Source organism: Blastopirellula marina, from assembly GCF_002967765.1.
GTDB classification, from domain to species: domain Bacteria; phylum Planctomycetota; class Planctomycetia; order Pirellulales; family Pirellulaceae; genus Bremerella; species Bremerella marina_A.
Genome location: NZ_PUHY01000005.1, coordinates 181,954 through 206,073 on the forward strand (window position 1 = coordinate 181,954; position 24,120 = coordinate 206,073).

At 53.4% G+C, this 24,120-nt stretch carries 24 protein-coding genes; 7 read left to right on the plus strand and 17 right to left on the minus strand.

The window, feature by feature from the left end; genetic code table 11:
- Positions 1–36: 36 nt before the first annotated feature.
- The 4 genes from C5Y83_RS04860 to C5Y83_RS04875 form a co-directional block, all read right to left on the minus strand.
- Entirely contained in the window at positions 37–516 is a 480-nt protein-coding gene (locus tag C5Y83_RS04860; protein WP_105328532.1) for a chemotaxis protein CheX, read from the minus strand.
- A 298-nt stretch (positions 517–814) separates the two neighbouring features.
- On the minus strand, positions 815–1,300 hold the full coding sequence (locus C5Y83_RS04865; RefSeq protein WP_105328533.1) for a 6-pyruvoyl trahydropterin synthase family protein: 486 nt from the start codon (positions 1,298–1,300) through the stop codon (positions 815–817).
- Positions 1,301–1,319: 19 nt separating this feature from the next.
- Positions 1,320–2,177, minus strand: a complete 858-nt coding sequence (locus C5Y83_RS04870) for a triphosphoribosyl-dephospho-CoA synthase (RefSeq protein WP_105328534.1) — start codon at positions 2,175–2,177, stop codon at positions 1,320–1,322.
- Positions 2,174–3,079 (minus strand): alpha/beta fold hydrolase, encoded by a 906-nt coding sequence (locus tag C5Y83_RS04875; protein ID WP_105328535.1) that lies wholly within the window; start codon positions 3,077–3,079, stop codon positions 2,174–2,176. The genes C5Y83_RS04870 and C5Y83_RS04875 overlap by 4 nt, the downstream gene beginning before the upstream one ends.
- A gap of 510 nt (positions 3,080–3,589) precedes the next feature.
- Here C5Y83_RS04875 and C5Y83_RS04880 point away from each other — a divergent pair.
- A complete protein-coding gene (locus C5Y83_RS04880; RefSeq protein WP_199194988.1) occupies positions 3,590–4,264 on the plus strand; it encodes a PEP-CTERM sorting domain-containing protein in 675 nt (224 codons plus the stop codon).
- Between the two features lie 37 nt (positions 4,265–4,301).
- Here C5Y83_RS04880 and C5Y83_RS04885 read toward each other — a convergent pair whose 3' ends face one another.
- The 5 genes from C5Y83_RS04885 to C5Y83_RS04905 all read right to left on the minus strand — a co-directional run bounded on the left by C5Y83_RS04885 (position 4,302) and on the right by C5Y83_RS04905 (position 9,506).
- A complete protein-coding gene (locus tag C5Y83_RS04885; RefSeq protein ID WP_105328537.1) occupies positions 4,302–5,075 on the minus strand; it encodes a zinc-dependent peptidase in 774 nt (257 codons plus the stop codon).
- A 61-nt stretch (positions 5,076–5,136) separates the two neighbouring features.
- Positions 5,137–5,649, minus strand: coding sequence for a DUF4203 domain-containing protein (locus tag C5Y83_RS04890; RefSeq protein ID WP_105328538.1), 513 nt, complete (start codon positions 5,647–5,649; stop codon positions 5,137–5,139).
- Positions 5,650–5,892: 243 nt separating this feature from the next.
- Entirely contained in the window at positions 5,893–7,206 is a 1,314-nt protein-coding gene (locus C5Y83_RS04895; protein WP_105328539.1) for a BBP7 family outer membrane beta-barrel protein, read from the minus strand.
- 329 nt (positions 7,207–7,535) lie between these two features.
- Positions 7,536–7,943, minus strand: coding sequence for a DUF2809 domain-containing protein (locus C5Y83_RS04900; protein WP_105328540.1), 408 nt, complete (start codon positions 7,941–7,943; stop codon positions 7,536–7,538).
- Positions 7,944–7,976: 33 nt separating this feature from the next.
- A complete protein-coding gene (locus C5Y83_RS04905) occupies positions 7,977–9,506 on the minus strand; it encodes a hypothetical protein (protein ID WP_105328541.1) in 1,530 nt (509 codons plus the stop codon).
- 203 nt (positions 9,507–9,709) lie between these two features.
- Here C5Y83_RS04905 and C5Y83_RS04910 point away from each other — a divergent pair, with 203 nt between their 5' ends.
- The 6 genes from C5Y83_RS04910 to C5Y83_RS04935 all read left to right on the plus strand — a co-directional run bounded on the left by C5Y83_RS04910 (position 9,710) and on the right by C5Y83_RS04935 (position 17,893).
- Positions 9,710–10,684: a DnaJ C-terminal domain-containing protein gene (locus C5Y83_RS04910; protein ID WP_105328542.1), complete on the plus strand. Its 975-nt coding sequence runs from the start codon at positions 9,710–9,712 to the stop codon at positions 10,682–10,684.
- Positions 10,653–11,111, plus strand: coding sequence for a ribonuclease P protein component (gene rnpA, locus C5Y83_RS04915; protein WP_105328543.1), 459 nt, complete (start codon positions 10,653–10,655; stop codon positions 11,109–11,111). Before C5Y83_RS04910 ends, rnpA begins: the two co-directional genes overlap by 32 nt.
- 41 nt (positions 11,112–11,152) lie before the next feature.
- Positions 11,153–11,347, plus strand: coding sequence for a membrane protein insertion efficiency factor YidD (gene yidD / locus C5Y83_RS04920; protein WP_233207139.1), 195 nt, complete (start codon positions 11,153–11,155; stop codon positions 11,345–11,347).
- Between the two features lie 128 nt (positions 11,348–11,475).
- Positions 11,476–13,254: a HEAT repeat domain-containing protein gene (locus tag C5Y83_RS04925; protein WP_105328545.1), complete on the plus strand. Its 1,779-nt coding sequence runs from the start codon at positions 11,476–11,478 to the stop codon at positions 13,252–13,254.
- Between the two features lie 60 nt (positions 13,255–13,314).
- The gene (gene smc, locus C5Y83_RS04930) at positions 13,315–16,917 is read left to right on the plus strand and encodes a chromosome segregation protein SMC (protein ID WP_105328546.1); all 3,603 of its coding nucleotides are present in this window, start codon (positions 13,315–13,317) and stop codon (positions 16,915–16,917) included.
- A gap of 43 nt (positions 16,918–16,960) precedes the next feature.
- Positions 16,961–17,893 carry a hypothetical protein gene (locus C5Y83_RS04935; RefSeq protein WP_146117634.1) on the plus strand — a complete coding sequence of 311 codons (933 nt, stop codon included), beginning with the start codon at positions 16,961–16,963 and terminating at the stop codon, positions 17,891–17,893.
- A gap of 18 nt (positions 17,894–17,911) precedes the next feature.
- On the opposite strand, the gene C5Y83_RS04940 is transcribed toward C5Y83_RS04935, so the two are convergent.
- From C5Y83_RS04940 to C5Y83_RS04975, 8 genes are all read right to left on the minus strand, one after another.
- Entirely contained in the window at positions 17,912–18,388 is a 477-nt protein-coding gene (locus C5Y83_RS04940; RefSeq protein WP_105328548.1) for a hypothetical protein, read from the minus strand.
- Between the two features lie 25 nt (positions 18,389–18,413).
- Positions 18,414–18,917 (minus strand): hypothetical protein, encoded by a 504-nt coding sequence (locus C5Y83_RS04945; RefSeq protein WP_105328549.1) that lies wholly within the window; start codon positions 18,915–18,917, stop codon positions 18,414–18,416.
- A gap of 48 nt (positions 18,918–18,965) precedes the next feature.
- Positions 18,966–20,150: an AAA family ATPase gene (locus C5Y83_RS04950; RefSeq protein ID WP_105328550.1), complete on the minus strand. Its 1,185-nt coding sequence runs from the start codon at positions 20,148–20,150 to the stop codon at positions 18,966–18,968.
- Between the two features lie 117 nt (positions 20,151–20,267).
- Positions 20,268–20,804 carry a hypothetical protein gene (locus tag C5Y83_RS04955; protein ID WP_105328551.1) on the minus strand — a complete coding sequence of 179 codons (537 nt, stop codon included), beginning with the start codon at positions 20,802–20,804 and terminating at the stop codon, positions 20,268–20,270.
- A 262-nt stretch (positions 20,805–21,066) separates the two neighbouring features.
- Positions 21,067–21,975, minus strand: a complete 909-nt coding sequence (locus tag C5Y83_RS04960; protein WP_105328552.1) for a hypothetical protein — start codon at positions 21,973–21,975, stop codon at positions 21,067–21,069.
- Positions 21,972–22,505, minus strand: a complete 534-nt coding sequence (locus C5Y83_RS04965; RefSeq protein ID WP_105328553.1) for a hypothetical protein — start codon at positions 22,503–22,505, stop codon at positions 21,972–21,974. Before C5Y83_RS04965 ends, C5Y83_RS04960 begins: the two co-directional genes overlap by 4 nt.
- A gap of 48 nt (positions 22,506–22,553) precedes the next feature.
- Positions 22,554–23,114 (minus strand): hypothetical protein, encoded by a 561-nt coding sequence (locus C5Y83_RS04970; RefSeq protein ID WP_105328554.1) that lies wholly within the window; start codon positions 23,112–23,114, stop codon positions 22,554–22,556.
- Positions 23,115–23,175: 61 nt separating this feature from the next.
- On the minus strand, positions 23,176–24,120 hold the full coding sequence (locus C5Y83_RS04975; RefSeq protein ID WP_158262234.1) for a hypothetical protein: 945 nt from the start codon (positions 24,118–24,120) through the stop codon (positions 23,176–23,178).

Here is a 24,120-nt window from a genome sequence, read left to right on the forward strand (position 1 = left end):
AGCGAAAATTGACCAGCTGCCGCGGGTGCTAGCGGGTTAAGCCAGCACGGGAAGTGGCGTGAAGCCGACTTTCAGAGCCATTGGGCCCCATGGGCAGCTGAAGGTAACCACGATGGGCTTCACTTCCGAAGGGAAGCGAATGTCTGGAGGGTGACCGACAACGACGTTCGGTAGGCTGATCGAGAGATTGTATTCTTCCAGCTCGGCTTTGGCGGAACCAGCGACCATGTTGGCGATTTCACCGACGGCATCGATCACGTCGTCAGACAGGCCGTCGAACTCGCTGGGATCCATCATCAGCATGGCAGCCGCCGCTTGGATGGCGACTTCGTGAGAAAGGCTCACGATGACCGAGCCTTGAGCACGGCCAGACAGTCCGATGACACCGCTCACTTCGTACTTTTCTTTGACCTGATCGGCCATGCAAAGCTTGTCACGTTTAATCGGACAGCCCAACATTGTATCGAATGTGTTGGTCGTAGAACGGATGAACGGGTTGATGTATTCGACCTGCATGTTGGACACCGATTTTGGGGTTTACCACGTTGATGCTACGCATGACTTCATTCATTGCGGCTTCGGCCCCTGGCGAAAGCTCTTCTGACTGGGAAGTCTCCCAAAAATAGGCCGCAGGGAGTGCGGGTCAAACGAAAATCCTGGCTGAATCTATGGCGAACACATAGCAGTCGCGTGGGAGAGAGAAATCCGCATGTTGCGGGCATCTCGCAAATCGCCCGGCAGCTGCGACTGTACCGATGGTTCCGATTGTGACAGCTTCGCGAGCTAGAGAAACGCTTCGTATCGGAGCGTGGTGCTACGAAAATTCGCAATAACCCCACTGACCATGATTTTCGTCAACACCGACTTTCATTGCTTCGGGTTTCCACCGAAGTCGCTCGTCTAAGGCCTCTAAAAGACGCTCGCCGATCCACTCGGCCAGTAATTCGGTCGTCGTATTCGGGATGTCCAGCAAGATGCATTCTTCCCGTGGGAAGACCCAGCGGCGGTCTTCGAAAGAGGCAGTGACTTCCTTTTCATCCAGATGCACTCGGATGCTAGGGTGCTTTGTGGGGAGCAGCATCCGATGATCGAGTCCATTAACGATCGCTTGTAGGGAGTCCCGTAGGGCGATGAAATCAACCACGTAGTGATTTTCGTCCAAAGGGCCATGCAGTTCGACTTCGACCCGGTAATTGTGACCATGGATTCTCTCGCAAATGTTTCCACCGAACGTGATGAAGTGTCCGGCACTGAAGACGAGATGGTCCTTGGTCAGGCGGACCCAATGGCGTTTAGGCATGGCGACAAGATTCCGGGGCTTAAACAAACGGGGCGACGATTGACTTCTGTCGCAAGCAAACCAGCAGGCCGGCGGCGATCATGTCTGCCGTCGTCCCGGGGTTACGCTTATGCCCATTGCAACGCAACCAGAAGTCGAGGTTGGACAATTGTTGGAGGTAGTCTTCGTCGAAGGGCTGACCGGCGTCGAGGACGCGCCTGGCAATTGTGCTGCTTTGCATTGCCAGTTCCTCTCCATTTTTACGCGCGATCAGCGTATCAGGAAAGGTTGCCATGAGCGAAACATGGGCGTGAACGATCCGATGGCTCAAGCTTAGCGACGTCCTGGTCGGCTCGGTTAGCAGCGGCAGCACTGTGTCGAATAAGTCAGAGAAACCCGAGGCATATTGCCGAGCGATGAAGTCTCGTTCGGACGCTAACTGCATCGCGTTCAAGATATGAGCAGGAGCTTGGCCAGCGACATCGTGCTGGTCAGCATTTTGGAGGCCACCTGGTTGCGCCAAGCGGATTGCCTCGTAAATTGCTTTCGCGTCATCGGAAGTCGATTCTTCAATCACCAGTTTGACGTTTGCTTGCATATCGGTTTCGACAGAAGCTTTCGCCAGCGGCGCAAACAGTAGTAGCATGCCGAGGTTGGTATTCGTATGGCAAACCTGGGCCGTGGCTTGAACACCTTCAAGGACCAACTGGCCAAGCGACAAGGTGGCTGCTTGATCGAAGACCGGACCGATCGCAATCGCGCTGGCGAGAAAATCTTGTAACGTTACGTCCTCGAAATCGGCGCTGCGATGCACGTTGCCAGGCTTCGGGGCACAGACTTCCAGCGTACAGGCCAATGTTGCCAATTGGCCGAGCGAGAGATCCCCTGCTCCGCTCATTGCGGCGACCCTACGGTTGCGGGCGTCGGCTCAGTTTTCAGAAAGTCGCGAAGCAGTGGTTCGATTCGCTCGATGGCATCTTCCACCACGTAGTGACCGGCATCGTCGAAGATAGTTGCTTTGGCATCAGGCCAAATCTGTTGGAAACGCTCTAGGCACTCGAGTCGGAAGCACCAATCTTTGCCGCCCCAGATCAGTTGAATTGGGAGATGCGACAATGTCGGCAGTTTTTGCTCGATATCTTTTAAGACCGCGTAGGTTGGATGACTGCGTGAGAGCGGGATATCTTGCACGAAGCGAGCCGTTGCAATGCGATTGTGGTAATTATCGTAAGGAGCGATCAGGCCGGCACAAACTTCCGGCGTGAAGCGATCAGGCTTCTCGGTGGCCATTGTTAATGCTGGCCGAGCAAAGGCATTGAATTGACGTACCATCCAAGGGCCGAGTAGCGGAATTCGACACGCTCGAATTCGCAGCGGACAGTAAGGTGGGGGAAATGCGGCCGTGTTGAACAGAACCAACCGCTTAAAGCGATCTGGTCGGGCCACAGCTGCCCCCAGGCCAATTGCCCCGCCCCAGTCATGCACCAGCAAGGTGATGTCACGGAGGTTTAGTGTATCGATCAGAGTGACCAGATTTTCGACGTGTCGAGAAAGTCGATATTCGTAATTCTGAGGCTTATCACTGAGCCCGCACCCGACGTGATCGACCGCGATCGTACGGTGTTCGTCTCGGAAGGCGTTAATAATGTTTCGCCAATAGAACGACCATGTCGGGTTGCCATGTACCATTAACAACGGCTCGCCATTTCCCTCGTCGACGTAGTGATACCGCGCCTCGGGCAAGGTCAGATAGTTCGACGAAAAGGGGTACAGCTTGCGCCAGTCGGCCGACGGTGTCATGGTATTGGCTGAGTCTCGCTAAGAAATCGAAACCCTTAGTTTACCGGTTTAGTCCTGTTTCACTAGACGCCTTACTTTGTCGGCAAGTGCCGGGTTTCGGGTGGCTTCTTCGTAGAACGAAAGTCTTAGGCGGATGCTAATAGAAATCTTGGTCAATATCTAGCTGCGTAATTCAGGTGGAATAGGGTGGCTTCTGTTTTCTCTTGGCAATTCATCTCCGTGAACGCCCGGCGATTTTCTTGGAATAAATAGGTAGAGGGAGATAATAGAACTCGCGCCTTACCGCACGTCCAATGGTTGGCTTAGGGGCGATAAATAGAAATGGATCGGGCAGCGCCGATTAGTGGTTTAGAATTCGGATTTGTCTCTTGATAGCAACTTTAGATCTGCAGTAGATTGCCACCAACGAGTGGCGGCTATCCGCTCGTAAGTTTTCGTGGGCAAGGCTCAACCTGTAGCCACAACGGGACCAATTGAGTTCCAGAACAGAAAATGAGAGTGACACCAAAGATGAAATGGAATCTTCTGATATTGGCGACCAGCTTGGCCATGTTGGTCTTTCTTGAAGGACCATCGCAAGCGGCGATTCTGCTTTATGATGACTTCGATCCTGGTATCGACTCAGGAACGTTCGAATCAGTGCAAAACGGTGCCGCGCTGGGGGATGGCCTCGGAGGTTTTCTATCTGGCAATGCTTTGCATTTTGGCACGGTCGATGGTCTGGATCGCGAAGCCACGACGAATATGCTTGACCTCACGACCGGCGGATCGATCTCGTTTGACTTTCGCGGGGGAAACGAAGTCGTCGATGGTGAGACGTATTGGGAGAACAGCGAAGGTGTTAATGAGTGGGTTCGTTTGTATTACACGACCGATGGTGGTTTGAACTTCACGGAACTAGAACTGTTAAGTACGCAGATGGATCTCGGCGAACGTCCTACGGTTTGGAATCATTTTGATCTGGCGATTCCACTCGGGGCACAAACTTCCACAACGCAGTTTATGTTCCAACAAGGAGCAAGTAATGGCATGGGGTTTGACCTGTGGGCCATCGACAACCTCATGGTGACCAACAACGTTGCCACGGTTCCCGAACCATCCACGTTCGCACTTCTCGGTCTTGGCGCAAGCTTAGTTGGTGTTGGCGCAACGCGTCGTCGAACGAACAAGAGTGGCGACAAGTGAGACATTGAATAGCGGCCACTCTGGCGTCACGTTCGGCTTATCGCCAGTTGGCCGGATCTTGCTGATAGAAGTTGCGGAACTGCTGATAGAGCTCCGCATGGTGCTGTTGCATCGCTCGCGGCTGGACAAAGAAACACTCAGTCGCAACCGCGAAGAACTCGCTAATATTCGTGGCTCCGTAGCAGTCCAACAGTGTTGGCATTCCATGACTGCATTGCATCTGCAATTGCTGGAATTCACGGGGGATAACCTGTCCCCATTGTTGGTAACGCTCGGTACTCGGCAGCACGGGCGTTCCATCGACATCGCGGCCGTTTTGCATGTCGAGTTGGTGAGCAAATTCATGGAACACAAGGTTATGTCCCCCTGATTCGCCACGAGCACCTGCTTGGGCATCGGCCCAGGAAAGAATCACAGGACCGCGATACCAAGCCTCTCCTTCTCGATTTGATTCTCCTTCAAAAACGATCCCACCTTTGGTGATCGTTTGGTTTGGAGCGACATACGCATCGGGATATACAAGGACCGATTGAACCAGGTCGTAATAGTTGTCTTTAAAAGATAACGTCAAGATACAAGCGAGGGCTGCTACCGTGACGCGGACCTCGTCGGTCATCGTCAAGCCACCACATCCCTCCCAGTTTTTTTCAGCAACAAAGACCTGGATATCGGCGCGCAGCTTCTTCTGTTGCGTCTCTGTCAGAAAGTGATAGAACGCCACATTCCCTTCGAGGATTTCGAGCCACGTTGTAGGAAACGCTTCTTCCCGAATTCGGCGTCTTCGCCGGTTTTTCAACCACTTGAAGATCATCAAACGCTTTCTTCGTGGGGCCTAGTGCGATTAATTCCGCGCCAGGTTTTTGAGGCTCAACCTATTCCGTGTCGTCCACAACCACCGGCGTCAACTGTCGGGCCTGGAAAGCAAAGCCCATGGCAAACAATACCAGGAACAGAACGACCTCAATAGCCGGAGCAACGACAAACGCGCCGACGATCGCTCCGGCACCTACCAAGCTCGATAACGCGATAATCGCCCAGTCCATTAATGCGGCTGCGAGTATCGCCCCGATAATGCCTCCGATCAACAACCACACGATTGGTGGGCTATTGGGTATTAGCGGCGGTCCGAATGAAAGTGCGAGGTAGCCGCCAGCGTAAAATCCTCCGAGAGCGAACGCGACACGTTGAGCGACGACCGCCAGGAGTGCACCAATCAATCCCGCCACAAGTGCTACCGCCAAGCGAATCACCGCTGTTTGCTCAGCCAGAAACATCTCTGTCAGTTGCATGCCGATTAAGAAGCCAGCAATTCCGACGAATAGCCAATATAACTTTCGGCCGAAAAATAGCAGGATAGCCCCCAGGATCGCGTTGAGTATCGCCATGGTTCAATTCTCCGAAGTGAATGAAGCCTTGTTTCTCGCCGGTGGGGATCGAACGACGATGGAAGATTGACTGTCAAAATATTCGTCACATCTGGCAACTCGTCAAATTGTTGCAAAACGACGATCAGAGTCCATCGCGTTCGCACGTCGCGAATCGGACGGATTTCAAAACAAGAAGGCCAGGGCACGTTCAATCGATGCCCTGGCCTTTACCGATTCGATCAAAGCTGCAGACCCAAGTTGTTAGTAGTTATACGATAGCTGGAAATAACCACCGTGCAGGATCAAGTCGCCGTTGACTTCAATGTCTTGCACGTCATTAACGCCACGTAGATCGTGGTATAGCTGATTCGAGGCCAGGGCTAATCCGCTGACTCCCATCGCTCGGTAACCGCCACTAATCTGCCAGTTGTAAGTCGGACGGAACATCAAGCCGAAATCGAGTTCTCCTAAAAGCGAAAGATTCGTGCCGCTACCAGAAACATTGAACGCTTGCCCGTTGTTCGGGCCATTGTTCACCACTGCGTCGCCAGCAGCGCCACCAATTCGCGATTGGTGATAAACGTCGTTGGCAAAAATACCTGCTAGAATCCGAGCCGTAAACGACCAGCGTTGCGAGAAGCGGTACTCGTTGCGCGTTCCCAGTTGAAAGCCGTACAAGCGGTTGTCGACGTTGATGTTGTAATGGATTTCGTCCGCAGCACCGGTGAATACGGTGTCGGCCGTATCGGCTCCGAAGTCGATCGTTTCACCGAAACGGAAGACACGAAAGCCGGCGATTGTTTGCACCTGTAAGGCTCCGCAACCTGGCGGAAGCAAGTATGTGTTCCAGTTGATCTCGTAATTCTGAAACTCGAAGTCACGTTGGATCCGATGGACCATCGCGTTGTTCACGAACGCATCAGCAGTGCCACCGTTGTAATCCAATTGATCCCAGTTATAGATGCCGTTGAGATCACCAACGACATCAGAGCCCAGCAGTTGATAGCTTTGAGATCCCGGAATCACGGCCCAGAAAACAAACTCCAACGAGGACTGTCCACAACAAAAGTAGCGACCTAAACGTGCCTCGACGCCACCTGCCGCTGAAAAGTCTGCGTCTCGGTTTGTCACCAGTTGAACGGCTTCGTTACCGGTGGCATAGCTAAACGGTAGGAAGTTTTCGTCGTCCCGAGTCATCACCAAGCCGCCTGCCGATGCGAACCATCCGCAACGCGAATCACATGGGGCGCAAAGTACGGGGCCGCAAGTAGCCGAGCCGCAACTGATGTCCGTCAAGCTGTAAGCATCGGACGAAGGAAGAGATCCCATAGGTCCGGCAGGCGTAGAATAAGGAGGTCCTTGAGCCAGGCCAGATGGTGAAGATTGGTCTGGTTGGTCGTACTTGTACGATGCCCAGGAAGCTTTGGCCGCCGGAGCAAAATAGTCTGAGTTACGACGCTGATTCGTAGCGGGATTTTGAACCGAGTTGAAAGGATAAGTCTGAGCGTGGGCCAGACTGCTGATCGAACTGAGGACCACGACGACTAGTGTGGTCCAGCAAAATGTAACGTTCATACGGCATATGCTTCCCTGCGAATGAGTGTGACATCGAAATCCCTGATGACGTGAGAAGGGTCATCAAGATTGCCCCTGTCTCATTCGCAGTTCATCGGAAACCACGTACCGAGTGCTGGCACTGAATGCCAGCAAGTGCTCGGATTTTCTTCCGCCGCCGGTGAAACCATCAATCCAGCCGTTAAGAATAGATTTGCCCGCACGACGACAGCCTGCTGGAAGAGGTTTTGAGATTGCCTGGCAGCGGGGGAACGAAGAATCGTTAATGATTGCCTCTTCGATTTGATCCGGCGTGACAGCGTATTACGACGTCTCGTTAGATACTCGGTTTATTGCGATTCTTCCGGTGGTTTCCGTGATTCGCCGAGAAAGTGAGAGCCAGATTCAATCGCGGTACCAAGGAGGACACCGACCGTGTAGCAAGCAAAGTCGGACCAAACGAACGTGAAACCCAAGACCAAGCCACCGAGTCTTGTCTGACGTACCGCGTCAATCCAAGGGGCGTGGTACAACTGGCTGATCTCGACCAGATAGGCCAATCCTAGCGCTATAAATCCTCGGTTGATGATTCGCATGCGCGGTAACACTGCACTGACCAGCAAATACATCATCAATGCCCACAGGACGTCACCGCTGTAATCGCCGACGAAGGTTGGCAACTCACTGCGAAACCGGCGCGAAGCCAATCCAAATGTGACCACAATCAATGCCAAGGCGAGGTAGACAATCCGTTTCATGGGGCAGCTGTTGGCAACCTTTGGTCGTGATGTTTACGGAGCGTTTGCTTGTTTGGCGCGTTTCTGCCAAAAGTCGCGTGCCTCCCGCTGCTGGTCGATGATTTCGTTTCGCTGATCTCCGTCCGGCAAATTGATGCTCATCGCCCGTCGGAAGACCCAGTCGCGAAAGAATTCGGAGGCCGACTTGCTGACGCGTGGCTGACCGTTGGCTTCTACATAGAAAGGTGCGGTCATCGCATACTGGAAGTAGCCGGACTCCTCGGTAACAACTCGCACTAAGAACCAGCCAGAGTCGGTAAACTCGACCGCCGGCAATACTCCCTGTCGGCTTTTATACTCTTCCAGTGAGACCTCGATGTCCTTTTCGCCGTTCTTAATGATTTCAAGGTAAACGATCGTTTGCCGCGTCGCGAGGCTCAGTGCGATCTGGAATTCGTGTTTCTCGCCAATGTTAATTGGAAAGACGTGACCCGGTGGTTTTCCTTCAACATTGGCCCGTAGAAGCGGGCCGTTGGTGACAAACGTCTGTCCCTCTTGGACTGCTTTCCACCAAGTGTCCGGAGTGAATGTACCCTCGACACGGGCATAAACTCGGTCGAGACGCGAGGTTTGCTCTTCCGTGGCAGTGCCGTTAGCCGCCACGGGAGGAAGGCGAACGCCGGTCTCAAGCAGCTTGTAATAGGTATTCAGAGCAAGACGCGAGTTTCCAGTCACGTCTCCCTTTCGGATCTGCTTGGCTTGCTCAGCTAATGGATGTTTTTCGGAAAACTCGTAAGTTTCAATTTCGGGACTGAGGATGCAGATCGAGTCGAGAAGGTCTTGGGAAACCCATAGCGGCAGGTCGGGTTCCAGCGGGCTGCGAGCGGTAACGTGGGCATTTTTCAGATCAGATTGAAAAAAGGTTGCCGCCGGATACTCATCCGATAAGCGTTGAACTGGAAGGGGCGAAGTCAAACGGGAGAACCACAGTTTGCCTCCAGCTCGGTCATCCTCTCCGCCAAGCTGAAGCAGATATCGGTCGCCTCCGAATTCGTCGATCGCTGCGCCAATTGGCTTACCTGCCCACTGATTCAATCGGTTGTCCCAGGTGATGTGGTTTCCCAGAGACAAATCGTCTGCCATCATGATGGTTTCCAGGTCGGATGTGTCGCCTGACATGGCGACATTACCGGGGTACCAACCTTCCTGGGTCATGTCGATAAACCGCTTCAGCTCGATGGTTCGGCTATCGGAGTCGCCCGAGTTGAGGATGAAGTTCCCTTCCATGAAGGGATATTCCGGTCCGGCATCCAGACGGAACTGGTACTGTCCTGGACGAAGTTCCATCTTAAGACTGCCCGTGATGTAGGCCGTTCCATTGATCATCAACGCACCCTTAATTCGCTTCGGATTGCCTCGCGAATCGGTGATGCGGATCTTGGCGGCGCATGGCAAATTGGTCTTCGCGTCGACCACTCGAAGTTCGTAGTTGGCGTAGGCGGCCCAGACTGACGAAGGAATACTCAGCACGGCGACCAAGGCCAAGCAAGCCAGAATTCGTGCGAATAAGTAGGAATACGGCATGATGGCGGAAGATTTCCGTTGATGGATGCGTGTCGTAGGTAGTCAAATTTTGGGATAATGGGGCCGCTCCACTTTTTACGGCCTCAAAGTATAGAATAGCTTGCAGTTACCACGATCCCAGGACCGAATAGGGACAATCTAGAGACAGATCGTGCGTCAGAAGTTGTTTCCAGGTAAAGAATTAGACGAAAATCGAAAAGTTCATGGCTGACGATTACTATCAAATCTTGGGTGTTCAACGTTCCGCATCCCAGGAAGAGATCCGCAAGGCCTACAAAAAGTTGGCCCAGAAGCATCACCCGGATCTCAATCCGGATGACAAGAATGCTCAAGCCAAATTCAAAGAGATTCAAAACGCCTACGATGTGATTGGCGACCCAGAGAAGCGGAAGAAGTACGACCAGTTCGGCAGTAACTTCGAAAACATGGGGGCCGGTCCAGGTCCTGGTGGTGGACCGGGTGGTTTCAACCAGTGGCGATCCGCTGGGGGTGGCCCAGGAGGCGGCCAGCAGTTTGAATTCGATCTGGGGGACATCTTTGGCGGCGGGGCCGGCGGTGCCCAGAGCTTCTCGGATATGTTCGGTTTTGGTGGAGGAGGTGGTTCGCGCCGCCGCCATGCTCAACCGATGCGTGGCCAGGACATCCAGCACGATACCAAGATTCCCTTCAAACAAGCGATGGAAGGGGGCGAGATCAATCTCAATGTTCGTCGACCCAACGGCGAGATGGATCGGCTAACGGCCAAGATTCCTCCTGGTATCGAAGACGGCAAGAAGATCCGACTGCGTGGCCAAGGCGATCCTGGCCCAGGCGGAGGTCCGAACGGCGACTTGCTGATTCGCATCCATATTGAGCCTCACAAGTACTTCAAACGCAACGGCAAAGATCTCGAAGTTCAAGTGCCCGTCACGCTCGCCGAAGCATTGCTCGGCGGTTCGGTGGACGTCCCCACCCCGGGAGGAACGGTCACCATGAAGATTCCGCCAGGTAGCTCCAGTGGGAGACGCCTCCGCGTGCGAGGTCAGGGCGTACCAAGCAACAAGGGAGATGCGGGTGACCTTTACGTTGTGCTGCAAGTCGCCTTGCCTGAGAACGCTACGGATGAGCTAAAAGCAGCGGTTCAATCGTTCGCCGAGAGCCATCCAGATGAAAACCCACGCAAAGATCTGCGTTGGTAAACATGAGGGTGGCAGCGTGACCGATCAGTCGCAGCGATTTCCGGCAACTCTCCGCTTGAAGAAGCCAGGCGAATTCGACGCGGTATTTACCCGGCGTTCTTCCGCCGGAAACGGGTGGCTTGTCGTCTATGCTGCCCGGAACGTGGGTAATGAATCGCGGATGGGCTTGGTCGTCTCCAAGAAGAAGATTGGAAACGCCGTCCAACGCAACCGGTGGAAGCGTCGGCTTCGTGAGGCATTTCGCTTGAATCGGAGCAAGTTGCCGCATGGCTTCGATCTGATCGTCCTACCCCAGTCGAAGCAGCATCCGACCTTCGGAGCATTGGAAAACGGCTTGGTGCAACTGGCCCACCGTGCGGCCAGGAAGTGGAAGAGAAATCACGCCAGCAACGATAAGCCTACGTCTGGAAACGGCGGCCAGCGATGAACTTCTTATATCAGGCCGGCCGGGCCTTGCTATCGGAAACGATGATTTTTCTGGTGCGCTGTTATCAGTACACGCTTAGCCCGATTGTCGGGCAACAGTGCCGGTTTCAGCCAACTTGCAGCAATTATTTCATTCAAGCGGTACGCAAATACGGCCCAATTTCGGGGGCTGTGCGTGGGATTTGGCGGATTTTACGCTGTAATCCCTTTTGTCGCAGTGGATTCGATCCGCCGTAAGATTAGGTGGGCCAAGAAATTGCTATTGATCGTGCTATCAGATTTGCCTACTGTTTCGACCGATCTGGTCCAGAGGCAAGGGAGTTCCTCGGACCGAACCGGCACTACTTCGGCGGATCAACAACCCAATGCTACGGCACGGACGCTCGAACACGGCTCGCATTCTTGTTGCCTGTCTCCTTATATCAGGGCAGATTTCCACGCTCGGCTGCATCGCCCCGTGGACTAGCAAAGACCCCCAAGCATCCGCCCCTTCCCATGATTGGGACGAGGTCAAGACGGTGGGCGATTTAACGGGTGTTGTCGGGATGAACTCTGCGACCATTCGGGCTATTACCCTAGTTACCATGCTTAAGGGAACCGGAAGCGATCCCCCGCCGGGCGAAGCTCGAAATATGGTGCTCGGCGAGATGCGAACGCGTCAAATCGAAAATCCAAGTCAATGGTTGGCCTCGACGAACACCGGGGTCATCTTCGCGGAAGCAGTCATCCCTGCCGGCGCACAGAAGAATGACATTGTCGACGTACGAGTCATCGTTCCTCCCGAAACCGATACAACCAGTCTGGAATATGGCTGGATGCCTGAGACTCGCCTGACCGACATGGCAATGCTTGGTGGTCGGATGCGGAAAGGTCATGATATCGCCATCGCGGCAGGGCCGATTGTTCTCGACAGCGTTGTCGATGGCACGGTAACCGAAGCGAATCAAAAGCGAGGACACGTCCTCGGTGGTGCGCGGCTGTTGGAAGAACGCCCACTGGGCCTCGGTTTGGTGAAAGATCACGTCTCGATCGCTGCCAGTAGTCGTGTCGGCTCGGTAATCAATAAGCGATTCTACATGTTCCGTGACGGATCGAAGCAAGGGGTCGCTAATCCCCAGTCGGACAAATACATCGAACTTGCTGTTCATCCTCGCTACAAAGACAACATCGCTCGCTACATGCGAGTCATTCGCCACATTCCGATGGCGGTCACCACGCCTGCCCGGTTGGAATACATCGCCGAAGCCGAGGCAATGCTGTTAGACCAAGAGTCGACCCAAGTCGGTGCGATGAAGCTGGAAGCGGTTGGCAAAGAGGGGATTGAGTCGCTCAAAAAAGGGCTCGACTCCAATCACGAGTTGGTCCGCTTTTGTGCTGCCGAAGCATTGGCTTACTTGAACGAACCTGAGTGTATTGAACCGCTCGCCGATGCTGCCCGCCGCAACAACGGTTTCCGATACCGTGCCTTATTGGCGTTGGGGTCGTTCGACGACTTGGACGTGATTGATGCCTTAGAAGGCCTACTCAACGCCGAGAGTGCTGAAGCTCGTTACGGGGCGTTCGATCAACTAAAGAAGCGTTCCAGCGAGTTGCCTTCGATTGCCGGCACCACGTTGAGCAACGGTATTCAATTGCATGCGATTCGGTCAGCAGCTGCTCCCATGGTTCACTTCCGTCTGAAAGACCGTGCAGAAATCGCCGTCTTCGGTACTGATGTTCGGCTCCAGGGCGATGTGATCTTCATTGGCCAGGACGGACTCACGATTCGTAGCTCGGGTCATCGCAAGTTGAAAGTGATGCGGTTCTCGGCTGGTGGCGAAGAAGAAGTTCGCGAATGCTCAACCGAAGTCGTTCAGTTAATCCGCACTTTGACAGAAATGGACTGCAAATATGGCGAGGTCGTACGAACGCTGTTCGGCCTGCGAAACGAAGGCTACATGTCGGTGCGTGTCGAGGTGAACGCGATGCCACGACCGGATCGAAGCTACATCAAGTCTTCAGGAGAGGAAGAAAACAGCGTCGAATCGAGCGAAATGCTAGCCGATAACTTCACCCAAACCGGAGAATCTGCCAAAACCGAAGAGTCTTCCGAAGTATCCACCTCTACCGCAGGGGATGGTACCTTGATCCCGACGTTCGATTAGAGGACTCTAAAGTGTTTGTACACGATGTTCCTTTAATCCGTCGCCCCTTCGGAGCTGACCATGCTGAAGGCCTTAGAGCTTCACGGCTTTAAGAGTTTTGCTGATAAGACTCGCCTGGAATTCCCGCAGGGAATCACGGTGGTCGTTGGTCCCAATGGTTCGGGAAAGTCGAACATCGTCGACGCAATCAAGTGGGTTCTCGGGGAACAAAGCGCCAAGAGCCTTCGTGGTAAGGAAATGGCCGACGTCATCTTTAAGGGCTCGGCCGCCCATGGACGCAAACCGATGAACGCCGCTGAGGCGACCATCGTGTTCGACAACGCCGAAGGCACCTTACCGATCGATGCCCCAGAGGTACACGTCACACGACGTGTCTTCCGGAGTGGCGAAGGGGAATATCTGATCAACCGGCATCCTTGCCGTTTGCGCGACGTGAAAGACCTCTGTCGTGGTACCGGTATCGGTACGGACGCCTACAGCATCATCGAACAGGGTAAAGTCGATACGCTACTGCAGGCCTCGCCGCGTGATCGACGGGCGGTGTTCGAAGAAGCCGCCGGGATTAGCCGCTTCAAAGCAAAGAAGCTGGAAACACAGCGGCGGTTGGATCGTGTTGATCAAAACCTGGTCCGCCTATCCGACATCGTGGAAGAGGTCGGTTCTCGTTACCGCAGCATCAAAGCTCAGGCTGGCAAGGCACAGAAGTATCGTGAATATACCGAGCGTTTGAAGCTGTTGCGAACCGTTGTTGGGATGCAGGACTGGAACAGTCTTTCGACCCGCGTCGAGCAATACTCAAGCGAACTCGAATTCCTTCGCCAAGAGCAGGCTGAAGCTCAGCAAATCATCGTTCAAGCGGAGGAAGGGCTCGAAAGCGCGGAAGCAAAGCTGTTCGAGTTGCAATCGTTGCTGAGCCAGAAAGAGGAACAGCACGCGAAAGTTGCGCAGAGATTGGCAACGATCCATTCCGCCTCAGGGATGCAGTTCCGCGTTTTGGAGGATCTTGAGCAGGAAGCCAAGTCGCAAGCGATCAATCTGGCCCGGAATATTGCCTCGTTGCGAACGCTGACGGCGGATTTGGCCGCTGCCAAGCAGCAGCTTTCCAAAGCCATGACACAGCGCGATGTCGTCTCGGCTGACCTGGAAAGTGTGGAAGCAGCCACTGAGGAAGTTCAAACCGAGATCGAAGCGAAACGCGAGCAGGGAGAAGCAAACCGTCAAAAGCATTTAGAAATGCTGCGGAATGTGTCTACGCTCGACAACGCTCTCGGCGCGGTTAAGGCCCGCATCGAAAGCGATCGCAATCAGTTAACTGCGATTGAGCAAGCGATCGAACGGGACGAAGCTCGCTTGGAAGAGCATCGCAGCGAGTTGGGGCAGCTTACCGAGGACGAAGGTGGGTTGGTCGAACACCTTTCGACCGCTCAGGCCGACGTGACCGACGCTAAAGGAGCGTTACGTATTCAAGAACAAGAGGCGGCAGATATTCAGGCCGATCTCGATGCCCTCTCCCGCCGTAAGGCAGTAGCCGCCGAGCGAGCATCCGTTCTCGATGAATTAGAGCGTACCAGCGAAGGGGTGAACTCGGGGGTGAAAGAAATCCTTTCGCGGGCCCGTGTCGAAAGACTACCGCTATTTCAATCCGTGATCGGGCTCGTGGCAGATGTCGTGCGGGTTGACGTTGAATATGCTCGGATGATTGAAATCTCGCTGGCCGATGCAGCCCAACTGGTGCTTCTCGAAACCGGCGATCTTCTGCAGCAAGTGTTGGAACGCGAGGTTATCTTCCCAGGCCGAGTCGGCTTGCTAGATATCGAGTCACTGCCGAAGTCACAGAATGAAGAGCCGGACGGACTTCGTGACGAACCTGGTGTTCTCGGCAATGCACTCGATTTCGTCGAAGCCGAAGAGGAGTTCTTGCCGGTCGCAGCATTCCTTCTGGGCGATATCTGGTTTGTCGATAATGCGCGCTCTGCAATCGAGCTCAAGAAGAAGTATTCCGAGCGACTTCGTTTTGTGACTCGCGATGGTGAATTGCTGGAGGCGGATGGACGCGTATATGCCGGACCGACCACGAATGTCGGCGGTATCATCTCGCGGCGAAGTGAACTTCGTGCTCTGCGTAATGAAGTCACCAAGCTTGAACAAGCTTTCGAGAAAAAGGAAGCGGTTCTAGCCGAGGTGCAGCAATCGATCGCCGAGCAGAAGCAGGCCTTGGAAGACCTAGTGGGCCAGCAGCAAGAAGCTTCGTCCGTGCTTACCGAGCATCGCTTGGTGAAGCAGCGACTGGAATCACGAATCGCAGACGCCGACACGGAACTAAAAAAGCGTCTCGAGCAACGCGAAACCATTGATGCACGAATTGACAGTGACGAGAAGCAGCTCAAAGAACAGGAAGTCGAGCTCGCAGCCACGCGCGAAGCGATCGCCCAGCTAGAAGTTGAAAGTGATAACCTCACGCAAACCCTCGGCGAGCTCGAGGCCAGCTTGAGCGATAGCCGTGGGCAAATCACCGGACTGAAAGTCGAACTGGCCCGAGCCGAGCAGCAGGTGGAGTCGCACGAGGCAAGTAGCCAACGCCTGCAAGAGAACTTGGACGAACGCCGCGCGGCGATCACCGACGTTCGGCAATCGATTGCCCAAAATTCCACTAAGATTCAAAACCAGCAGCTTGAGATCTTACGTGGAACGAGCGAATACGCATCGGCAATGCTAAAACTGGCCGAATCGAATGATGCTTTGGCGACCGATCGTGCCAGCCGCAAGCATTTGGAAAAGGCCAAGTCGGAGAATACCTCGAAGCTGGTCGAAGCTCGGCAAAAGCAGCGAACTGTCGACGATCAGTTGCACCGTAAGGAACTTTCCTTCACCGACCTCCGGCACGAGCGGAGTACGCTCGAACGTCGGCTCCGTGACGATTATGCGATCGAAATCTCCGAAGTCGAGATCGATTTGGAAACGGTTGAACTTCCTGGTGACCGAGCTGCTGTCGATGAAGAGATCGCCGATTTGCGCCGCAAGATTAGCAACATCGGTTCCGTAAACATGCAGGCCCTTCAGGAGTTGGACGAGTTTCAGACTCGCTTCGAGCAGCTCGATGGGCAACTGAAAGACCTGACCGAAGCGAAGGAATCGCTCGAGAAGATCATCAACAAGATTAATGTCGATAGCCGTCGCCTTTTCGAGGAAACGTTGGAGACCGTTCGGAGTAACTTCCAGGTGATGTTCCGCCGCGTGTTTGGTGGTGGTTCGGCTGATATCATCATCGAGGAAGGCGTCGACATTCTGGAGGCCGGGATCGATGTGATTGCTACGCCGCCTGGCAAGAGTTCGCTCAATATCTCGCTGCTCTCCGGTGGCGAACGCGCTTTGACCGCCGTGACGCTGCTGCTGGCGATCTTCCAATTCCGTCCCAGCCCCTTCTGTATTTTGGACGAAGTCGACGGCCCGCTCGATGAGGCGAACATTGGCCGCTTCGTCGACGTGCTCAATGGTTTTCTCGATTGGACTCGCTTCGTCATCGTCAGTCATTCGAAAGCAACGATGTCGGCTGCGACAACCCTGCACGGCGTGACGATGCAGGAATCAGGCATCTCGAAACGAGTCAGCGTCCGCTTCGACGATGTCAATGAAACAGGCGACGGCGATATCTCGGTCGCTTAGAATAGTCCTTGAATCCGCTCGGTTTTCTTTCAAGGTGCTGCTGATGCTACTAGCCCAGAATATGCCTGGCATGGAGTATGTTCCCCTGATTTTATTTTGCTTGCTGCTAGGGTTTTCAGGAGGATTGCTGGCGATCCTTTTGGCTTTCCTACGTCAAGTCAACATGGCAAATTGGTTGGCGAAAGGGAGTATTGGTTTGGCGGTGGCATCCACACTTTTCATCCTCCCGGCGGCCTGGCATGAGGCTCGTCCAGTTCTTTACCTCATGATGCTTTCGCCGATCGGACTTGCGGTGGTTGCTTTGATGATTGCCGAGTTGTCGAAAGGTCTTCCTCCAATAAGCCGTTTAAAATTCGGTCTGGTACTGGTTGTGTTCTTCATACCCATCGTGGCCGGCGCTATTGCATTTGCGATTAGCAACAATGCGGCATATTACCATGACCGAGATCAGATTGTGCTGAAGTTCGAGGGGATGGAAGACGTAACCGATGTCGTTATCGATGGCTACGATTACGAAGGAGTTTGGTACGTAGGAGCGGTCTGTTTTACGATCAAAGGGAAGCCAGGATCCTTGATTACGATGTGTTCAAAGTTTGAGTTTGACGACTGCCACGTCGACGAACCGCTTGATAGGCTTCAACTCATCCAGTTAGGTGACTGTAGATTCTTCGATGAGGGTGCCTACTTGACCGAAGGAATGATTCCCCAAACATTTCGTAACGATTCGTTGGAGCTCGGTCGCTATGGGAATTACGGCGACCTTCTGCCCATGCAAGTAGAAAGTATCCGCGATGTCATCGAGAACTACGACGAATTGCTAAGTTTCTTCCACGAGCAGTGGCCTCAAAAAGAAATGCCTGGCCATCTGGAGAGAGAAGAGAAACATGGCCGACGAGTATTTACCTACTGGATGGAAGTCGATCCGAAGGTCCTGACGCCGCAAGAGGCGAATTTAATACGAACAGAATGGCCGTGAGTAGATCCGAGTGAAAAATTATCTATAGAACACGGTCGCCGGCCCCAGAATCAAAGCGACGATCAGGATTGCTAAGAAGATCTCGATCAAGGAAATCTGTTCCGGGGATTGGTCGTCTGGAATGATGGAATGTTGTTCGACGACGGAGATTCCCCAGTAGAGGTTCAACAAGGCCGTCGTTCCTGAGATGAATAACGGAATGGCAGCGACGCATCCACCGACGATCAGTGCCAGTCCACACGGGATGCTACATAACGTTAGCTGACCGGTTGCCAGCCACATGCAGTAGACATTTCGCCGAAAGGTGCTGGCGTACTGCGTAACGATGAGCACCATTCCAAATGACGCCAGCGCGAATCCCGGTTCGACAGAATCGACGCGAGAACCGATCGCCAGACCCATAATTGCCATGACAATCCCCTGCCCCATCGTCAGGAAGGTGAACCCGATCAACAGAGCGGAAGGCTTTTCGTAGGAAAAGTAGCGTCGCGGCATTCGATTTCTATTGGTCATCATCGAGTTATGGCTGCAGCCAGCGGCTGACAAAAGTCGCAGGGCCAAGGATCAAGGCCAATACCACGAAGGCTCCCAAGATTTCTCGCATCGTCACGCGTCCGAATTCAGGTTTGGGGACGCCAGCCTGGTCTTGTTCAGCCATCGTCGCACGATGATGCCAGTTCATGAATAACATCGTTGCAGTAATCGCAGATATCGCAATCATCGGAGGCAGTATTATACTCAAGAGGCCTGACAGCAATGAAAACCCAATGAGTATCCCGTTCACCAACGCCAGGTAAAAGGGGATACGACGCGTAACGCCAACGTATTGGCCGACGATCAACGTTCCTCCGATGCCCAGCAGAATGAGCCCGCCTCCGCTACCGGAACTCTTACTGACCGCGGCCGTGCCTAAGATTGCGATTAGAATGCCAAGCGTCATGATTGCGACCGTCGTGATCGCAGTATCGGCGTCAACCATCGAATCGACACGATTTCGTCGAGAAAGGCTTTCGTTATCGGTCACAAAGATTGCTCCACATCGTTCCGCTATTTGACATAATCGGATACTGGGTTACCGGCTCGGCCATTTCCACCCTACTTGATCTAAGAGGTCTCCTCCTTGCAAGATGGTTTCGCCGCTGCATTTCTCCAGGGGAATGCGGCGGCATAAATCCCACTCAGCCAAATGTTCGGCGAGTTTCTCGCTATGCGTAACCACGATGACTTGGCTTTGCCCAGCGGCGGATAAGATCAAACGCGCCAAGGCTGGTATCAAATCTGGGTGTAGACTCATTTCCGGTTCGTTCAACACCAACAGCTTCGGCGGTTGCGGCGTCAAAAGAGCGGCGACGAGCAGCAAATAACGAAGCGTCCCATCCGATAGTTCTGCGGCAGTCAGTTCACGCATCATGCCGGGCTGCTCCAATGTCAGTTGCAAGCCGACGTGTGTATTCGTGATGTTCAGCAGTGAACCAGGAAAAGCATCATCAATTGCTTCGACCAGCGGGCCCCCGTTGCCCATCTCGCGGATGGTTTGCAGTGCGGCTGCCAAATCGCTGCCGTCGTTGCCGAGTACCGGAGTCCAGGTACCGACATTCACGCGTCTTGCCGGTGCGTCTGGATCGGTCCGAAACGAATCGTAAAACCGCCACGAGCGGATGATCTCACGCATGACAATCAGTTCGGGACCTTCGAAGGGGTCGGAGTATTCGGTCAGCATGCTGGCTTGAAGGGAAAGAGGAACGCCGACCTCGCGCCAGGCCCCCTCAGCATTACGACAGCGAAGCATTTCGTTTCGACGATCTGCACAGAGATAGCTCGGCAGCATTCGATTGCCACGCCATAAACATTCACGCTTCATCACGGGATCATTTCGAAACGTCGACAATTGCATCCCGGCGGCCGGATCGAGATACTTGCGAGGTACCGGTCCGCCGAGATCGAGTGCATAGCTGTACTCGTGCGAAGTGAATCCAAGCCGCAGACTAACAGGCTTCTTACGTTTCATCGGAGCCGATAACGCTTCGGCGTCTTCCGTGATCATTTCTGGCCCAGCCCAGAGAACCGACGAAAATCCGCCATCACGAGCTAATGACCGGACCAACTCACCATGGGCCGCGTCGGCCAGCATGCGTAGTGACCGATAAAGATTCGACTTACCGCATCCATTGGCTCCGGTGACGACATTCAGCTGCCCCAGCTTCAAGATAATCGAGCGGATCGAACGATATCCGGCGATGGCGAGCTGCTGGATCATGCGGATTTCAAGAATGGAAAAGAGCGAGTGCGATGTCGAAAGTTGTACCAAAACATGACGATTGCCGCGAAGAACATTTTCGCTTCTTAACGTCGATAATCAAAGACGAACAAGAGCTCATTTTCCCGCGTTGCGAAACAAGAAGCTCATCATGCCTAGTACCGAGCCAATCATTACCACCAAGGCAAACAGATCGCTAACGGAAAGCTGCCGCCAAGGAGGCGAAGTCAAGCCATATCGGGTTGCCTTGCGAAGTTGAAAATACCAACGCCAGTTGGCCTGAGTGGTCCACAGAAAGTACAAAATGATGGCTCCGAGAAACATCAACGAGGTCGCGACATCAAACACGGCTTGCATCCCGCCCTGCTGAAATTGCCATACGAGTAGGAGTCCCAGCAAGCTGATCATGGCCAAAAGTGATATGCTGCCCTTGCAACTGATCAGCAGCGAAGCACGTACGTCTCGGCGGAATGTGGCCAAGTATTGAAGCCATACCCCACTGCTACCCCAGCCGGCAATGACGAGGCCTAGTAAGAGCGAACTAGGGCTCAGTAAAGAGAGTAGCCCCACGGTCGTCATTACTAGGCCGATGGCAATTACGAAGACCGAGACCTCGAAATGATCGGGCGTTGGCAGCGGGTCTTGAGTATTCAATGGTTGCTCGCGTCGCGAATTATTGACGTAAAATGGTCAACTGTCTATCGAGTAAAGTACATTCGCTTATTATCTCGGTCGTACGTGATTTGAATCCAGCGAACGTCATCGCTCCGGTCGTACTGCCAGCCCGTGCTAACCAAAAAATATTCCGTTATCTGGCTCTCGTCACGGAAGCCAGTAACGCGTTGGACTCGTGTTAAGGAGTGGATCGCCTCGCCCTTGGGATGAGTTTAGCCACAACTCGATTCATTCGCGAACATTATCGGCTGTGGGAATAATAGTAAAGCCGCTGTGTCGGACGATCGTAGGTGAAATAACGTCCTCGGTCTTCCTCCTGCCGCGAGTAGGTCCAGCCTTCAAAGACACGGCGATCGCCAAGCTTATAGGGCACGGTCGAGCAATCGATGAAAGTCTGAACAAGGCGACCACCGGAAAATTGCTCGATCCCCTCTTCTTCGGCGAAATGATCGAGGAATGCCTGTTCGTCGATGGTGCATTCGTAACGGATACTGTGCGACATGTAGTTGTACGTAATGTCACTGGCACCGGCCGGAATGAAAAAGGGAGCGTCTTTCGCGGATACTAGATGTCCCCGAAGTGGCTTTAAACTGGGTACTGCAGATGCCAATACAATCGAGATCGAAGCAACGATCAGTAGTAGCTCTTTCACCGTAAAACCACGTTTGCCGACAAAAATCAGACCATCCGCGATGGCAGCGTGTAGCCTTCGCTGCCAATGCCAATTGATAATGCTGATCAGCAAACTTGCCAGCGAAAATGAGGCGATCGTGAAAAACAGGCCGATCGGCATATTACCCAGAATTCCGAACAATGCGATTCCGGTGATGACTGAGCAAAATGCTGGCCAGCCAATGGCCATCGTCGCCGCTTTTGCATTTCGGCGAAAGGTTCCGCGGTACTGCTGAATAACATGATAGATGGGCCAGGGAACAAAAATAATCAAGGTAAAGGTAAAACAGGGTTCTAGGTAGACGAGTCCTGGGATACGCGTACCTATGAAAGCAAGCGAAACCAGAATAGAAACGGCTGCTGCGAGCTGATGTACGAGATGTGGCTTGGGAAACTCGGTCGTTATTGTGTTCGTTTCCACCAAGTTGCTTTCTTTTTCATTCGCTTCGAAGAAACATCGCTTTCGCAAATTGCTCATCGATAAGTCGTCGACCAGTGGTTAGCGACACCAAACGCAATGCCAACCGCCAACGTCAACAGAAGCGTATCGCTCAGCGAGAACTGACGGGCGACAGGCGGTTGCCAGTCTCTTTCGTACCAGGTTTGAAGTTCCAACCACCATCGCAAGTTGGATGAAGCGACACTACCGAGCGTGGTCAATGAAGCAAGGAATATCACCATAGGAACAAGGGGAAACGGCTGCCGCTGCGTGAGGAAGGTAAAAGCCGTGATGCAAATCGCGATTACGAATATCAATGCAACGAAAACGCTACTAAAGCAGGTCAATACCATGCAAAAGCGAGCTGCCGAAAGATTGGCCCGAAACGTTGAGCGATATTGCTGAAAAGCGATTAAGCCAGGCCCGATAATGGCGACGACAACCATACTAAGAGGGTTCTCATTGATCCGTGGAATCCAGCTTAACAAAATACCGGCAAACCAGATCGCAACCAAAATCGTCAATGTTGCGCTGACTAATTGACCGTAAGTTCGTCGTGGACCGTCCATCCTCTTACGATACGAACCTGTAACGCGTTTTGCTAACAATTGGCCATTTTAAAATGTACGAGCGAGAAACTCGCTGCGACAAAACAGAGAAGTAATCCCAATCACGTAGGTCAACGCCGTGAACGCGAGTAGCATGGTTTTTAGCGAGAAGCGAAAACGGCGACGCACCGTGAACTCTTCGACCGGGTAATAAGTAAGCTTTTTCCACCAGAAGACGTTTGAGATGCCACATGACGTGGTAAGCAGCCAAAACGCAACGACGGGAACTATTCGAATAACTCGGTACGGTTCAGCGTCGAACGCTCTCACGATGTGAGGAAGAGACATGAAAAGCATCAAGCCACTGATTGCTCCCAAGCCGCCACAGAGCCAGATTGCGACTTCGGCCGACTTGCTATTGCAAAGAAACGTCGCGCTATACTGCGTCCACCCCAGCATGATGACCACCAGAAGAAATGGAAACGGCAACACAGCCGTGGCTAATCGTGCGTGGAAGAAGAGCGAGATTAGTAATGCGAATGACGTTAAGCTGACGATGATGACGATCACCGATAGCCCAAAGTGCAGCCAGGAACGTTGCGGGAGAGGTTGAACGTGGGACGAAGTCATGCCGCCATTTTAATCAAGAAGAAGCGGCGCGGTTGTTCGTATGCGATTTCGTCCACAAACATCAATCTTCATCGAGATAGGCAAGCTCGAAATAATAAGCTGTACCCTGGGGGCGATCATACACCAGGAAATAGTAAACGTGGTCCCCATTCCAGATCGCACGAAATCCTTTGGCAACCGAGTGTGTTGTTCCTAGCAGCGTCTGGGTTCGCTCGGGAAGATCGACATCGACAGGCTTTGCGAACTCTTGAATTCGTAGCCCATCGCCTTGCTTGCTGGCGTTTAGCCATTTACGGAGCGGTGCTTCGGCTATCTGGAATTTTGCTCGGGAGATGGCGTGGCGAGTTCGTTGGTAGTCGATATGCTGTGCCTCGGCGGGAAGCGATAAAGGGACATCTGCGGCCGAGACATCAGATAAGTAGAGGGAAGGATTGGTGTGAGCCCGATAGGTGGCGGGAGCAATGATAATCGCGACAAGAATGCAGAAGGCCAAGATTTCTCGTAGTGAGAAAGAAAGACGTGGCCTCTCAGGGCACGCTTTCACGTACGCATTTAATTTCGAGATCCACCACCAATTGAAACCTGCGATGGTAAGTCCAACGATTCCTGCCAAGGCGAGGATGGCCGCAGCGTGAGAAAATGATGGAGGCTCGGGAAATTGTCCAGGGCCCCCCAGTGCGAGCAGGAAGGGGCTGATCACCCCTGCGATAAAAAGATATTTGCAGCACAAGAATCCTCCACTCAATGCGGCACCGGCTCCGAATCGGCTTCCGTGGAAGGTGCCCAGATACTGAGCGATTGTGGTGACCAAGCCGAATAGGAAAGTCCCGATGAAGATTGCGGTGAAGGGAGAAGTCGGCCAGACCAATTCCACCCCCACTGCACCGACGCCAGCAGTGATCCCGCCGATTGCCATATTAAGTAGTGAGACGGAGATCAGCAGCCGCGAAGGGCGAGGCGGCGCGGCGATCATCTCTGTGGGAGTGTCTATTTCACTGATTTCCAT

What these genes read in the sequence shown, in the direction of transcription:
- C5Y83_RS04860 (WP_105328532.1), bottom strand. Translation starts at nt 516, where the DNA reads ATGCAGGTCGAATACATCAACCCGTTCATCCGTTCTACGACCAACACA.
- C5Y83_RS04865 (WP_105328533.1), bottom strand. Translation starts at nt 1,300, where the DNA reads ATGCCTAAACGCCATTGGGTCCGCCTGACCAAGGACCATCTCGTCTTC.
- C5Y83_RS04870 (WP_105328534.1), bottom strand. Translation starts at nt 2,177, where the DNA reads ATGAGCGGAGCAGGGGATCTCTCGCTCGGCCAATTGGCAACATTGGCC.
- C5Y83_RS04875 (WP_105328535.1), bottom strand. Translation starts at nt 3,079, where the DNA reads ATGACACCGTCGGCCGACTGGCGCAAGCTGTACCCCTTTTCGTCGAAC.
- C5Y83_RS04880 (WP_199194988.1), top strand. Translation starts at nt 3,590, where the DNA reads ATGAAATGGAATCTTCTGATATTGGCGACCAGCTTGGCCATGTTGGTC.
- C5Y83_RS04885 (WP_105328537.1), bottom strand. Translation starts at nt 5,075, where the DNA reads ATGATCTTCAAGTGGTTGAAAAACCGGCGAAGACGCCGAATTCGGGAA.
- C5Y83_RS04890 (WP_105328538.1), bottom strand. Translation starts at nt 5,649, where the DNA reads ATGGCGATACTCAACGCGATCCTGGGGGCTATCCTGCTATTTTTCGGC.
- C5Y83_RS04895 (WP_105328539.1), bottom strand. Translation starts at nt 7,206, where the DNA reads ATGAACGTTACATTTTGCTGGACCACACTAGTCGTCGTGGTCCTCAGT.
- C5Y83_RS04900 (WP_105328540.1), bottom strand. Translation starts at nt 7,943, where the DNA reads ATGAAACGGATTGTCTACCTCGCCTTGGCATTGATTGTGGTCACATTT.
- C5Y83_RS04905 (WP_105328541.1), bottom strand. Translation starts at nt 9,506, where the DNA reads ATGCCGTATTCCTACTTATTCGCACGAATTCTGGCTTGCTTGGCCTTG.
- C5Y83_RS04910 (WP_105328542.1), top strand. Translation starts at nt 9,710, where the DNA reads ATGGCTGACGATTACTATCAAATCTTGGGTGTTCAACGTTCCGCATCC.
- rnpA (WP_105328543.1), top strand. Translation starts at nt 10,653, where the DNA reads ATGAAAACCCACGCAAAGATCTGCGTTGGTAAACATGAGGGTGGCAGC.
- yidD (WP_233207139.1), top strand. Translation starts at nt 11,153, where the DNA reads ATGATTTTTCTGGTGCGCTGTTATCAGTACACGCTTAGCCCGATTGTC.
- C5Y83_RS04925 (WP_105328545.1), top strand. Translation starts at nt 11,476, where the DNA reads ATGCTACGGCACGGACGCTCGAACACGGCTCGCATTCTTGTTGCCTGT.
- smc (WP_105328546.1), top strand. Translation starts at nt 13,315, where the DNA reads ATGCTGAAGGCCTTAGAGCTTCACGGCTTTAAGAGTTTTGCTGATAAG.
- C5Y83_RS04935 (WP_146117634.1), top strand. Translation starts at nt 16,961, where the DNA reads ATGCTACTAGCCCAGAATATGCCTGGCATGGAGTATGTTCCCCTGATT.
- C5Y83_RS04940 (WP_105328548.1), bottom strand. Translation starts at nt 18,388, where the DNA reads ATGCCGCGACGCTACTTTTCCTACGAAAAGCCTTCCGCTCTGTTGATC.
- C5Y83_RS04950 (WP_105328550.1), bottom strand. Translation starts at nt 20,150, where the DNA reads ATGATCCAGCAGCTCGCCATCGCCGGATATCGTTCGATCCGCTCGATT.
- C5Y83_RS04960 (WP_105328552.1), bottom strand. Translation starts at nt 21,975, where the DNA reads ATGAGCAATTTGCGAAAGCGATGTTTCTTCGAAGCGAATGAAAAAGAA.
- C5Y83_RS04965 (WP_105328553.1), bottom strand. Translation starts at nt 22,505, where the DNA reads ATGGACGGTCCACGACGAACTTACGGTCAATTAGTCAGCGCAACATTG.
- C5Y83_RS04970 (WP_105328554.1), bottom strand. Translation starts at nt 23,114, where the DNA reads ATGACTTCGTCCCACGTTCAACCTCTCCCGCAACGTTCCTGGCTGCAC.
- C5Y83_RS04975 (WP_158262234.1), bottom strand. Translation starts at nt 24,120, where the DNA reads ATGGAAATCAGTGAAATAGACACTCCCACAGAGATGATCGCCGCGCCG.